Annotated in this window: 12 protein-coding genes; 9 read left to right on the top strand and 3 right to left on the bottom strand. The window is 71.2% G+C overall.

Annotated elements, in window-relative coordinates; translation table 11 throughout:
• Positions 1-131 precede the first annotated feature (131 nt).
• Both OF852_RS10910 and OF852_RS10905 read left to right on the top strand, forming a co-directional pair.
• Positions 132-1,253 (top strand): alpha/beta hydrolase, encoded by a 1,122-nt coding sequence (locus OF852_RS10910; protein ID WP_271119186.1) that lies wholly within the window; start codon positions 132-134, stop codon positions 1,251-1,253.
• Entirely contained in the window at positions 1,250-2,260 is a 1,011-nt protein-coding gene (locus OF852_RS10905; RefSeq protein WP_271119185.1) for an alpha/beta hydrolase, read from the top strand. Before OF852_RS10910 ends, OF852_RS10905 begins: the two co-directional genes overlap by 4 nt.
• A 28-nt stretch (positions 2,261-2,288) precedes the next feature.
• Here OF852_RS10905 and OF852_RS10900 read toward each other — a convergent pair whose 3' ends face one another.
• Together OF852_RS10900 and OF852_RS10895 are read right to left on the bottom strand one after the other, a co-directional pair.
• Positions 2,289-5,564 (bottom strand): efflux RND transporter permease subunit, encoded by a 3,276-nt coding sequence (locus tag OF852_RS10900; protein ID WP_271119184.1) that lies wholly within the window; start codon positions 5,562-5,564, stop codon positions 2,289-2,291.
• Positions 5,565-5,697: 133 nt separating this feature from the next.
• The gene (locus tag OF852_RS10895; RefSeq protein ID WP_271119183.1) at positions 5,698-6,132 is read right to left on the bottom strand and encodes a DUF2000 domain-containing protein; all 435 of its coding nucleotides are present in this window, start codon (positions 6,130-6,132) and stop codon (positions 5,698-5,700) included.
• A gap of 48 nt (positions 6,133-6,180) precedes the next feature.
• Here OF852_RS10895 and OF852_RS10890 point away from each other — a divergent pair, with 48 nt between their 5' ends.
• Together OF852_RS10890 and OF852_RS10885 are read left to right on the top strand one after the other, a co-directional pair.
• Complete coding sequence (locus tag OF852_RS10890) at positions 6,181-7,026, top strand: helix-turn-helix transcriptional regulator (RefSeq protein WP_271119182.1); 846 nt, start codon at positions 6,181-6,183, stop codon at positions 7,024-7,026.
• Between the two features lie 341 nt (positions 7,027-7,367).
• Positions 7,368-8,105: a hypothetical protein gene (locus tag OF852_RS10885; protein ID WP_271119181.1), complete on the top strand. Its 738-nt coding sequence runs from the start codon at positions 7,368-7,370 to the stop codon at positions 8,103-8,105.
• A 28-nt stretch (positions 8,106-8,133) separates the two neighbouring features.
• Here the strand turns inward: OF852_RS10885 and OF852_RS10880 are convergent, their stop codons facing one another.
• Complete coding sequence (locus OF852_RS10880) at positions 8,134-8,376, bottom strand: ribbon-helix-helix protein, CopG family (RefSeq protein ID WP_271119180.1); 243 nt, start codon at positions 8,374-8,376, stop codon at positions 8,134-8,136.
• A gap of 55 nt (positions 8,377-8,431) precedes the next feature.
• Here OF852_RS10880 and OF852_RS10875 point away from each other — a divergent pair, with 55 nt between their 5' ends.
• From OF852_RS10875 to OF852_RS10855, 5 genes are read left to right on the top strand one after another with little or no spacing between them, the layout of a single operon-like run.
• The gene (locus OF852_RS10875) at positions 8,432-8,896 is read left to right on the top strand and encodes a multiubiquitin domain-containing protein (RefSeq protein WP_271119179.1); all 465 of its coding nucleotides are present in this window, start codon (positions 8,432-8,434) and stop codon (positions 8,894-8,896) included.
• Positions 8,893-9,276, top strand: coding sequence for an E2/UBC family protein (locus OF852_RS10870; RefSeq protein ID WP_271119178.1), 384 nt, complete (start codon positions 8,893-8,895; stop codon positions 9,274-9,276). Before OF852_RS10875 ends, OF852_RS10870 begins: the two co-directional genes overlap by 4 nt.
• Positions 9,273-10,649, top strand: a complete 1,377-nt coding sequence (locus tag OF852_RS10865) for a ThiF family adenylyltransferase (RefSeq protein WP_271119177.1) — start codon at positions 9,273-9,275, stop codon at positions 10,647-10,649. The genes OF852_RS10870 and OF852_RS10865 overlap by 4 nt, the downstream gene beginning before the upstream one ends.
• Positions 10,637-10,972, top strand: a complete 336-nt coding sequence (locus OF852_RS10860; RefSeq protein ID WP_271119176.1) for a DUF6527 family protein — start codon at positions 10,637-10,639, stop codon at positions 10,970-10,972. The genes OF852_RS10865 and OF852_RS10860 overlap by 13 nt, the downstream gene beginning before the upstream one ends.
• A complete protein-coding gene (locus OF852_RS10855) occupies positions 10,969-11,904 on the top strand; it encodes an SDH family Clp fold serine proteinase (protein WP_271119175.1) in 936 nt (311 codons plus the stop codon). Before OF852_RS10860 ends, OF852_RS10855 begins: the two co-directional genes overlap by 4 nt.
• The last annotated feature ends 242 nt before the right edge of the window (positions 11,905-12,146 follow it).

Below are 12,146 nucleotides of genomic sequence, written 5' to 3'. Positions count from 1 at the left end.
CTCGATGCGAGATGTCGCATCGATCCGGCCCGCACGACGTACAAGTGAAGCGACCCGGGAACACCGGGCATGTCGTGAGCCGACCCTCCAGAGTACCCCAGCCTGGCCTCACCTGTAAACTGGACCGCCATATGCGCCCGGCACCCCTCACCCTCGCCCTCGCGGGAGGCGCGACCCTGGCGCTCCTGGCGGGGATCGCGGCCTGCGCCCCGCAGGGCGACCAGCGCGACCGGGTGGCCGAGGGCACGACCCCCGTCTTCGAGCTCGACCCCGAGGTCCCCGTCGTCGAGGACCTCGTCTACGCGACCGCCGACGACGAGGAGCTGCGGCTCGACATCTGCCTCCCGCCCGACGATGCCGTCGCCGAGGCGGAGGACTCCGGCGAGGACCACGGCGAAGCGCCCGACACCCCTCGCGGCGACCAGCCCGATCTCGATCCGGTCCCGCTGCCGACGCCCGAGCGCGGCCCCACGGCATCCCCGACCCCCGACGAGGGCGGCGCCGTCCCCGAGGGCGAGGATGCCGAGGCGGCCGAGCAGGTCGGCCTCCGCCCGGCGATCCTCATGGTCCACGGCGGCAGCTGGACCCGCGGCGACAAGGCGGACGTGCACTGGCGAGCGACCTGCCAGTGGCTCGCGAAGGCGAGCGGCTCCCCGGTCGCGAACATCAACTACCGGCTCGCGCCCGCGCATCCCTTCCCGGCCGCCTTCGACGACGTGCGCGCCGCGGTGACGTGGCTGCGCGCGCCCGAGCAGTCGGAGCGCTACCGCATCGACCCGACGCGCATCGGCGCCTTCGGCGGCTCGGCCGGCGGCAACCTCGTCTCGCTGCTCGGCACGCGGGGATCGGGCGCGACCGACACGGGCACGCGCGTCGCGGCCGTCGTCGATCTCAGCGGCCCGAACGATCTGACCGGCATCGCCGTGAACCCCGTCTTCGAGCCCGTGCAGCGCGACTACCTCGCGTGCGCGGAGGGCGAGGTCTGCGATGCGGCCTTCGCGGCATCCCCCATCTACTCGGTCGACGAGACGGACCCGCCCTTCCTCGTCGCGCACTCGAGCGAGGAGCTCATCCCGATCCAGCAGTCGGCGCGCTTCGTGTCGGCGCTGCGCGGCGCCGGCGTCGACACGACCTTCGTCGAGGTGCGGGGCACCCGGCACTCGGTCGGCATGCTCGACGAGGAGCTGCGGGCGCAGATCGTCGCCTTCTTCCGGGAGAAGCTCGCCGACCGGCCCGCCGGCGTCGTCCCGTGAGCCCGGCCGCCGCGGGCACCGCCGCGATCACGGTCGTGCCGACGCCCGCCCGCCGGGGCGGTCGACGGAGGGGGCTCGCCGTGCTCACCTCGGCGCTCGTCCTCGCGGGCCTCGTCGGCCTCGCCGGCTGCACGCCGGAGCCGCCCGAGCGGGCGGTCCCGACGCCGTCGGCGTCGCCGCCCGCGGAGTCCGCCACCGCCTGGGATGCGCCCGCACCCGTCGTCGAGGACGGCGTGGAGGTCACCCGCGGCATCGTCTACCGCGAGGTGGAGGGCCAGCGTCTCGCGCTGGACGCATACCGGCCGCCCGGCGGCGAGCGGCTGCCGGTGCTCGTCATGGTGCACGGCGGCGCCTTCGTCGCGGGCGACCGGGCGCGGGAGCGTTTCGCCAGGTTCGGCCCCGCCTTCGCGCGCGCGGGCTGGCTCGCGGTCTCGATCGACTACCGGCTCGCCCCGCGCTGGACCTACCCGGCACCCGTCGAGGACGTCACGGCGGCGGTCGACTGGGTCCGGGCGCCCGGCGCGGTCGGACACCTCGGGGCCGACCCGGAGCGGGTGGCGCTGTTCGGCAGCTCCGCCGGCGGCACACTCGCGGCGCTCGCCGCGCTGCGGCCGGCCGGCACCGCGGACCGGGTGGATGCCGTCGTCAGCCTCTCCGGGGTCCTCGACTTCGCCGATACACGGCTCGGCGAGCTCGAGGGAGGGTCGCTCCCGAGCCTCGGGCGCAGCTTCCTCGACTGCCCGGAGGCCGCGACGGCCGCGGAGTGCCCTGCCGCCGCCGAGGCCTCCGCGGTCGGCGCGGTCGGCCCGGACTCGCCGCCCTTCTACCTCCTCACCGGCGACCGGGAGGCGATCCCCGACTCGCAGGCGCGGGGGATGGATGCCGCCCTCCGCCGGGCGGGCGTCGACAGCGTCCTTCGGGTGCTGCCCTCCGGGGAGCACGCGACCGACCTCGTCGACGACGCGGTCCTCGCCGAGATCATCGGGTTCCTCGCGGCCCGCTCCTGAGGCTCGCCCCGGCGGTCGCGGCGGGGCTCTACATCGCCGGCGTCTCCGACCCCCGCTCCGCCTCGGCGCGCCTGGCCGCCTTCGCATCCCGTCGCGTCTGCCGCCGCTCGCGGGCGCCCTCGACGAGCCAGTACAGCGAGGGCAGCACGATGAGCGTCAGCACCGTCGAGGAGACGAGCCCGCCGATGACGACGATCGCGAGCGGCTGCGAGATGAAGCCGCCGTGGCCGGTGAGCCCGACCGCCATGGGGATGAGCGCGAAGATCGTCGCGAGCGCCGTCATGAGGATGGGGCGCAGACGCCGGGCGGAGCCGTGCACGATCGCCTCCCGCGTGTCCATGCCGCGCTCGCGGTACTGGTTCACGAGGTCGATGAGGACGATCGCGTTGGTCACGACGATGCCGATGAGCATGAGCACGCCGATGAGCGAGGCCACGCCGAGCGGGATGCCGGAGATCACCTGGAGGATGATCGCGCCGGTCGCCGCGAAGGGCACCGAGATGAGCAGCAGCAGCGGCTGACGGAGGCTGCGGAAGGTCGCGACCATGACCGTGTAGACGATGAGGATCGCGGCGAGGAGGGCGAGCCCGAGCTGGCCGAAGGCGTCGGCCTGGTCGGCGGTGACGCCGCCGATCTCGGCGGTCGCGCCGGCGGGGAGGTCGACGGCGTCGAGCGCCTGGGTGACCTCGGCGGAGGCGGTCGTCAGGTCCTCCGTGGAGGGCGTGATGGTCACCGTCGCGCTGCGCACGCCCTGCACGGTCGTGATGGTCGAGGGGCCGTCGACCTGCTCGACCGTCGCGATGTCGCGGAGGCGCACGCTGTCGCCGGTCGCGGTCGGGATCTCGAAGGCGCGCAGCTCCCGCAGCGTCGTCGGGGAGTCCGGGTCGTCGATGTAGACGTCGAGCGTGTCGCCGTCGATCTGCACCGAGCCGATCGCGGAGGGCAGCATCGCCTCCGCGACGAGCCCGCCGACCTGCATGTCGCTGAGCCCGCGGTCGGCGGCCTCCTCGCGGTCGATCTCGATCGCGAGGTACGGCTGCACGGAGGAGAGGTTGCTCTCCGCCTCGGCCGTGACGTCGAGGTCGCGGACCGCGTCGAGCACGTCCTGCGCTCCCGACTCGAGGGCGTCCGCGGTCGGCGCCGTGATGTCGATCTCGATGTCGGTCGAGGCGAAGCCGGAGCCCGAGGCGGCGACCGAGACCTCGCCCACGTCGTCGAGTCCGGCGACCGCCTCGCGGACGTCCGCCTGCAGCGCCGTCTGGTCGGCATCCGCATCCGTCGTGATCGAGTAGGTGACGTCGCCGCCGCCCCCGAAAGCCGCCGCCACGCCGGAGCCGCTCGTGCCGATCGAGAGCTGCACGGTGTCGACGCCGTCGACCTCGAGCAGCGCGTCCTCGACGACCTGCGCGGCCTCGTCGGTCGCGTCGAGGCTCGTGTCGGCGGGGAGGGTCTGGGTGACGGTGAGGGTGTTCTGCCCGCTGTCGCCGATGAAGTTCGTGGTGAGCTGGGTCGCGAGCGCGCCGCTGCCGACGAGCACGAGGAGAGCCGCGAGCAGCGTCACGGCGGGGAGCTTGAGCGTGCCGCGCAGCACCGGGAGGTAGACGCGCTGGAGCCGGGTGGGCCGGTCGAGCTCGTCGACCTCCTCGGCCGAGCCGGCGGCCGCGACCGGCGCCGCATCGCCGTCGTGCCGGTGCACCTTCTTCGCGCCGAGGAACCAGTACGCGAGCACCGGCACGATCGTGAGCGAGACGAAGAGGGATGCGGCGAGCGCGATCGTGACGGTGAGCGCGAAGGGTCGGAACAGCTCGCCCGTGATGTCGCCGACGAGCGCGAGCGGGAGGAAGACGGCGACCGTCGTGACGGTCGAGGCGGTGATGGCGGCCGCGACCTCCTTCACGGCGGCCTGGATGGCGGGCAGCTTCTCCTCGCCGAGGCCGATGTGCCGCTTGATGTTCTCGATGACGACGATCGAGTCGTCGACGACGCGGCCGATCGCGATCGTGAGCGCGCCGAGCGTGAGGATGTTGAGCGTGTAGCCGGTCGCGAGCATCCCGATGAAGGTGATGAGCACGGATGCCGGGATCGAGATCGCGGTGACGAGCGTCGAGCGGATCGACAGCAGGAACACGAGGATGACGACGACCGCGAAGGCGAGGCCGAGCGCGCCCTCCGTCGCGAGGGCCTCGATGGACTGCTCGATGAAGGGCGCCTGATCGAAGACGACCGTGAACTCGGTGCCCTGGCCGAGGCCGTCGGCGAGCTCGGGGAGCAGCTCGCGGACCTCGTGCGAGACGTCGACCGTGTTGCCGTCGGGCGTCTTCGTGACGGCGATCGTGAGGGCGGGCTCGCCGTTCACGCGGGAGATGCCGGTCACGGGGTCGTCGGCGACGCTCACCTCGGCGACCTCGCCGATCGTGCTCGGCTCGGGGACCGCCGGCGCGACGGGGGCCGACGGCGCCGCCGCGTCGGGCGCAGCCGCACCGGCACCCGCACCGGCACCGGCGTCGGCACCGGCGTCAGCGCCTGCCCCGGAGCCCGCACCCGAGGCCGCGCCCCCGCTCGTCGCGCCGAGCAGCGGCAGCCGCTCGACGTCCTTCGCGGACTCGAGGCGCGATCCCGCCTGGACGGTCAGCGTCGACCCGTCCTCCGTGATCTCGCCGGCCGCGAGGAGGGCGCCGTTCTGCTGGAGCGCATCCCGGATCGCCTGCGTCGTGAGGCCCGCGTCCGCGAGCTCGTCGAGGTCGGGTCGGATCTCGAGCCGCTTGCCCGTCGTGCCGAGCAGGCTCACCTCGCGCACGTCGTCGAGCTGCTCGAGCTCGGTGATCGTCGAGTCCTCGAGCAGCGCCGAGAGCTCGTCGGAGTCGGCGTCGCTCGTGACCGCGACCTGGATGACGGGCAGATCCTCGATGGAGCCCGTGATGACCTGCGGGTCGACCGCGTCGGGGAGCTGGCCGCCGATGCGGTTGATGGCGAGCTGCACGCGCTGCTCGATGCGCGTGATGTCGGTGCCGTAGTCGAAGGTCGCGCTGACCGTGCTCGAGCCGGAGGAGGAGGTCGCGGTCGTGCCGTTGAGCCCCTGCACCGACTGGATCGCGGTCTCGATGGGCGTCGAGACGTCCTCCTCGACGACGTCGGGACTCGCGCCCGGGTAGCTCGTCACGACGACGAGCTGCGGGAAGGTCACCGAGGGGATGAGCTCCTGCTTGAGCGAGGTGAGGGCGATGCCGCCGAACACCCCGACGACGATCGTCACGAGCGCGATGAGCGCCCGGTTCCGAAGGCTGAAGACGGACAGCAGGTGCACGGGGGAGTCTCCTGATCGAGGCGCTGTGCTGGTGGGACCGCGCAACGTCGCGCCACCTCAGTATCGTCCCGACCCCCGACGGCGGCGTACTCCCGCCGGACGAACCCTGCGACATCCCAGGAAGCGCCGGGCGTCAGCGGTGCAGCCGAGCCGCCTTCGTCATCCGGTCAACCGCGTTGCGCGGGCCGTGCACCGCGACGCCCACGAGATCCAGCTCGCCGCTCGGGACGGCGCGCACGGCGGCCCGGTTCGCGGCGTCGTGTCCCGTGCCGAAGAGCTCGGCCGTGTAGACGGCCGGCCGCAGCCCGCGCTCGACCGACTTCGCGCGCACGGCCGCGAGCGTCGCCGCGTCAGCGGAGTAGAGGAGGATCGGCTGCCCGATCATGGGCGCGTACTCGATGCCGTCGGCGTCGAGATAGGGCGCCCCGACGATCTCGGGGCGGGTGAGGCCGCTCACGAGGAACGCGGCGACGTTGAGCTCCTGCCACGGCTCGAGGTCGTCGCGCAGGAGCACCGCGATGCGGGTGTCGAACCGCACCTCGGCGGCGGGGTCGTGCTGCTCGATCATGTTCTCAGGCTGACGGCGCGCGGCGCCGCGGTCTTGTACGTTTCGGACATGGACGGCGACGGGCTCGGCGAGCGGGTGCGGGCCTGGGCCCCGCGCGTCCCGCTCGTGCACGAGGTCCTCCACGCCCGTTTCGACCGCCACGCCTACCCCGCCCACGTGCACGCCGAGTGGACGCTGCTGCTCGTCGACCAGGGCGGCGTCGACTACTCGATCGGTCGCCGCGCCCGCATCGCGGACGGCGCGGTCGTGACGCTCCTCCCGCCCGGCGTCCCCCACGACGGGCGGGCCCGGGATGCGGCGGCCGGCTTCCGCAAGCGCGTCGCCTACCTGGATGCCGGCTGGCTCGGCGAGCGCGCCGTCGGCGTCGCCGCCGACCACCCCGCGATCGGCGAGCCGGCCGTCCTCCGGGTGGTGCGTCGACTCCACGCCGCCCTCGCGGTGCCCGGCGCCGAGCTCGCCGCGGAGCAGCTCGTCCACGAGCTCGGTGCGACGCTCCGGCGGCGCCTCGCTGGGGAGCCGGTGCCGGATGCCGCGCCCGCGCACGCGGCCCGGCTCCGCGAGCTCCTCGACGCCGACCTCCGCACCCCGCCGACGCTCGAGGCGGCCGCCGCGGAGCTCGGCACCCACCCCGGCGCGCTCGGCCGAGCCTTCGCGCGCGCCTACGGCATCCCGCCGCACCGCTACCTCACGGGCCGCCGCGTCGACGCGGCCCGGCGGCTCCTGCTCGACGGCACGCCGCCGGCGCTGGCGGCCGCGGAGCTCGGCTTCGTCGACCAGGCGCATCTCACGCGACGCTTCCGGCAGACGCTCGGCGTGACGCCGGCGGCCTTCGCGCGCGGTACGACCCGGCCCGGCCTCCCCACTAGACCACCTGCGCGGGATCTGGGCCGGTGACCCGACGGGATGCCGCGAGATCGCGCCCAGGCCCGCTCAAGCGCCTCGAGCGAGCGCTCGAGATTCTCCATCGGGTGACTGAAGGAGATGTCGCGCTGGGCCTTGAGCCGGGCGACGCCGTCAACTGGCGCTGTGTGTCGCATGCGATGCCGCCACCATCAGCAACCAGGGTGGCGATGCTCTCTCGCTGATCCATCCGGTTCACAGCAAGCCGCAGGCGTCATGCGGCAGCATCTGGGCGAAAAAAATGAACCCCGACCGTCACACTTTCGTGCGCTGCGTCGGGGGCTATGCCCTTTATCGTAGACCGAAGACCCGACACCCGCAACGAAGGGGCCCGTATGCACCGGCTGCGCGCCACCATCCCCGAAGCCCGCATCGCTCGCTACGACGCCGCCTGCGCCGGAACCGGCGTCGACGGGATCGAGGTCTACCGGTGGGCGAGCTCCGTCGCCCTCGCCGTGTTCGATGACCTCGCCACCCTCGAAGTGGCCATGCGATCCGCGATGGCCCGCGAACTCGCCGCCGCACACGGAGTCACCTGGTTCCGCCGGACCGACCTCCTCGACGACGACACCCTCAAACTCATCGCCGACGCCTGGAGGGTCGGACGGCTACAGGCTCTCGCCGCCGATCCGAAAGTGATCCACGGCAAGCTCGTCGCCACCTTGATGTTCGGATTCTGGGTGAAGATCCTCGGCCGCGGCACCTACCAAGGCCAGCGACCCACGAGACAACGCCGCATTTACGACACCACCCTCTGGAAGGCGGCGCTGCGCCACGCATTCCCGAACGTCGGCGACCTCGACCGGGCGCGCGTGGAAACCGCCGCCCGACGGGTCCAGTCGCTGCGCAACCGCATCGCGCACCACGAACACATCGTCTGGGGTGTCCCCCTCGCCGGAGAACGCAATCCTGACGGCAGCAGCGTGCGCCTCTCGGTCAGCGACGCCCACGACACACTGGTTGATCTCGCCGGGTACGTAGACACGGACCTCGCCGCATGGATTCGCCAGCACAGCGCCGTTCCGGCCCGCCTGACGCAGTGCCCCGTCGACGCCGGGAACTTCTTGCTCTAGACGATTCCTTCGTTGATGCGACGGGGGATCAGCGCAGCAGACCGCGCGCGCGCGCGATGCGCTCGCGCAGGCCCTCTTGGAACTTTTCGTCCTTGCTGACGGTCTCGATATGGCTCGCGATCGCGGCGCGGATGACATCCGACACAGGCTGATTCTCCACGCTCGCGACGGTCTCGAGCTGGTCGGCCTGTTCGGCGGAGAGACGAATGGTCATTGCTTTCTGCCCCGACATGCCCTCGATACTGCCACCGAACGGTGAGAACATCAACATGACTCGGTGGTATGGTATCTTGGTGGCAAACCACCGTTATGCAAGGAGTATACCCATGGACGCACAGGCCGAAGCCCGAGCGAAGAAGAGCACCATCCACATCGACGGCGACCCGTACAAGATCGCCGCCGGCCCGACCCCCGTCAGCGCGCTCCGCGCGCTGCGCCAGCCGCCCGTGTCCGACGGCAAGAACCTCTGGCTCGACATCGAAGACGAGCAGGACCAGGAACTCGACCCGACCGCCACCATCGACCTCGTCGACGGCATGCGGTTCTTCACCGAGATCGACGCGATCGCCATCCGCATCGACCGCGTCGAGTACGAGGTCTACAAGCGGAAGATGACCGGCGCCGAGCTGCGCGTCGTCCCCAGCCCCGACGTCGCCGCCGACCGCGACCTCTGGCGCGACGTGCCCGACAAGCGGGACGTCAAGGTGCAGGACGAGGACATCGTCCGCCTCAAGGACGGCATGCGGTTCTTCACTGCCCCTGGCCGCATCAACCCCGGACAGGAGTCGTGAAGCTGCCCGAGCCGGACCGCGAGTTCCTCGACCGGTCCGGCATCACCTACCGGGTCTTCGACGACGACACCGGCATGCTGAACGTCGAGCTGATCGACTTCCCCCTGCCCCCCGGGCTGAGCGCCAGCACCGCCAGCGTGCTGTTCCGCCTGTCGGCTAGCTACCCGGACACCCCGCCGGACATGTGGTGGGTCATCCCCCACCTCACCCGCATCGGCGGCGGCGTCATCCCCGCCACGGAGATCATCGAGACTCACGACGGCCGCAGCTGGCAGCGCTGGTCCCGGCACCTCGACCCGAGCGCGTGGCGGTCCGGGATCGACTCCCTGGAAAGCTACGTGCGACTGCTGCGCACCGAACTGGGGAGCGCCGCCGCATGAGCGCCACTCTCCGCCTGACCGGCCCTCTTCACGACGGGCTGGTGGTCATGGCCACCAGCCCGATCGAGACCGGCGCCGTCCTCCTCGCCCACCAGCTCACCCTCGATGACGGCACCGTCATCCTGTTCGGCGACGACCTCATCGCCGTCCCCGACGACGCGTACGAGATCCGCACCGACCGGGCCCTGCAGATCACCTCCGACGGGTACATCCACGCGCTCAAGACCGCCCGCGACCGCGGCATGATCGCCCTCTGGGTGCACAGCCACCCCGGCGATCGCGCCATCCCCCGGCCCAGCACCCACGACCGCCGTGTGAACGAACAGCTCGAACCGCTCTTCGGCGACCGCACCGAAACCGAGCAGTACGGCTACCTCGTCGTCAGCCACGACGCCGGCGCGCTCACCTTCACCGGCGAGCTCAGCGGACAGGTCACCACCTCGATCACCCGAATCGCGGTGAGCTGGCAGCGGTGGATCTTCCGCCCCGCCTACGACGCGCCCACCGGCGCCGACCGGGCCCTGTTCGACCGGAACATCCGCGCCTTCGGTGACGGCATCCAGAGCACCATCAGTGGCCTCACCGTCGCCATCGTCGGCGCAGGCGGCACCGGTTCCGCCACCGCCGAACAGCTCACCCGGCTCGGGGTCCGCTCGTTCATCCTCATCGACCCGGACACCCTCTCCGACTCCAACACGACCCGCGTCTACGGCTCTACCCCCGCCGACGTCGGTCGCCCGAAAGTCGACGTCCTCGGGGACTACCTCGAGCGCATCGCCCACGGCGTGCACACCACCCGCATCCAGGGCTCCATCCTCACCGAGGCCGTCGCCCGCACCCTCATCGGTGCGGACGTCGTGTTCGGCTGCACCGACGACAACGCCGGCCGGCTGCGCCTGTCCAGGCTGCCGTATTACTACCTCACCCCCGTCATCGACTGCGGCGTGCAGATCCCCTCCGACCAGGACGGACTCATCTCCGGCGTGTTCGGCCGGGTCACTACCCTCCACCCCGGGGCGGCGTGCCTGGCCTGCCGGGACCGCATCGACTTCGCTCTCGCCGAAGCCGAAACCCGATCCGCCGAGGAACAGCAGCGGCTCGAGAAGGAGGGATACGCGCCCGCACTGCCCGGGGTCGAACCCGCGGTGGTTACCTTCACCACCCTCGTCGCCGCGACCGCCGTCAGCGAACTGCTGGAACGCCTCGTAGGCTACGGCGATACCCCTACCCCGTCCGAACTGATCCTCTACATCCACGACCGCACCCTCCGAGGCAACATCGAGGACCCGCACACCGGCCACTATTGCGACCCGGCCACCCGCCGGATCGGCACCGACGCCGACATGTTCCTGGGGCTGAATTGGGCATCCTGAACCGACTCCGCTACTGGCGGCGCCTGAAAGCCGACCTCACCGCCCGCTCCGCCGCCGACATCCCCGACCGGCTCCCCGCACGGCACGGGGTCATCGTCGGCACCGACAACCACCCCAAATGGCTGGTGTTCGACTGCCCGTGCCGGCGCGGACACCGGGTGATGCTGAACCTCGACCCCGGACACACGCCCCGCTGGCGCGTCAGCGCCACCACCCCGCTCACCCTGCACCCCAGCGTCGACGAGCGCAGCCCCGTCGGGCACTGTCACTACGTTGTACATGAAGGCCGCGTGCGCTGGATTGAACGAACGGATCGACGATGACCACCCCCGACGCTGAACCCGCAGACCACCCCGGGTACGTCCCCACGCCCCCGCCGCGCCCCGAACCGACCCCGGCGCCCAAAGGCCCCACCCGCACACCGCTGTACGAAGCGATGAACGCGGAACGGTATGCCCGGCAGACCCTCATCAAAGCAATCGAGAAGGTCACCGACACCACCCTCATTTGCTACGTCGCGTCGCACCCGCAGATCGACCGCACCGACGTCGTCGGAATGGTCGACCTGCTGCACAACATCACTCCCGGCACCGCGATCGACCTACTGCTGCACTCCCCCGGCGGCAACATCGACGCCGCCGAGAAGCTCATCCAGCTGATCCGCAAACGCGCCGGCAGCTCGCCCGTCCGGGTCATCGTCCCCGACTACGCCAAGAGCGCGGCCACCCTCATCGCGCTCGGTGCCAACACCATCGTCATGTCCGACTCCTCCGAGCTCGGCGCGATCGACCCGCAAGTCGACCTCCCCGACTCCAACGGTCACATGCAGCAACTCTCCGCGCAGAGCTACCTCGACGCGTTTCACCTCCACGCTGAACGACTCAAAGACAAACCCGACGACCCCGTCGCCCGGCTCATGCTCGGCAAGATGGAACCGGCCACTGTCCGCAAGCTAGAGCGCATGATCAAACGATCCCGCTCCATCGCCGAAGCCCTCCTCGGCCAGGTGATGATCAATGACGACGCCCGCGCCACCGAGATCGCCAACCAGCTCAGCGACACCAAGAAGTGGCACTCACACGGGCAGATGATCTCTCACGAGACCGCACGGGGTCTCGGCCTGAACGTCACCTACCTCGCCCCGCACGACGAACTCTGGGCGATGTACTGGCGACTGTTCTGTCTGCAACTGTGGTCCACCACCGGCAAAGCCAAGCTCTTCGAAAGCTCGTGGGCCTCTCTCGCCATGTCCTGACCACCACGCCCTTCTGATTCCATCCACTCGTCCACTCGCGGCTGCGGAATCGCTGCCGTTGGCCTTCGTGGAAACTGGCGCTCGCGAAGTTGGAATCCTGCCGGGCTATGACTGGTCGGGGTCGGAGGATCTGTGCGGGGCAGAGCAATTGTTCGGCTAGTCGCCCGGCGAAATGCGAGGTAGTGAAGGCTTCCCCGCATCACATCTTGGCGGGCGGATTTCCGGCGGGCGACCCTGTCGGA

Origin of the sequence: Homoserinibacter sp. YIM 151385, from assembly GCF_027912415.1 — a bacterium.
Classification (GTDB): domain Bacteria; phylum Actinomycetota; class Actinomycetes; order Actinomycetales; family Microbacteriaceae; genus Schumannella.
Note: the sequence above shows the minus strand (reverse complement) of the source record. Positions and strands in the feature narration are given on the sequence as shown.

Excerpts from the sequence above, each read along its gene's own strand:
- OF852_RS10895 (WP_271119183.1), bottom strand. The coding sequence starts at position 6,132 with ATGATCGAGCAGCACGACCCCGCCGCCGAGGTGCGGTTCGACACCCGC.
- OF852_RS10890 (WP_271119182.1), top strand. The coding sequence starts at position 6,181 with ATGGACGGCGACGGGCTCGGCGAGCGGGTGCGGGCCTGGGCCCCGCGC.
- OF852_RS10885 (WP_271119181.1), top strand. The coding sequence starts at position 7,368 with ATGCACCGGCTGCGCGCCACCATCCCCGAAGCCCGCATCGCTCGCTAC.
- OF852_RS10875 (WP_271119179.1), top strand. The coding sequence starts at position 8,432 with ATGGACGCACAGGCCGAAGCCCGAGCGAAGAAGAGCACCATCCACATC.
- OF852_RS10865 (WP_271119177.1), top strand. The coding sequence starts at position 9,273 with ATGAGCGCCACTCTCCGCCTGACCGGCCCTCTTCACGACGGGCTGGTG.
- OF852_RS10910 (WP_271119186.1), top strand. The coding sequence starts at position 132 with ATGCGCCCGGCACCCCTCACCCTCGCCCTCGCGGGAGGCGCGACCCTG.
- OF852_RS10855 (WP_271119175.1), top strand. The coding sequence starts at position 10,969 with ATGACCACCCCCGACGCTGAACCCGCAGACCACCCCGGGTACGTCCCC.
- OF852_RS10880 (WP_271119180.1), bottom strand. The coding sequence starts at position 8,376 with ATGTTGATGTTCTCACCGTTCGGTGGCAGTATCGAGGGCATGTCGGGG.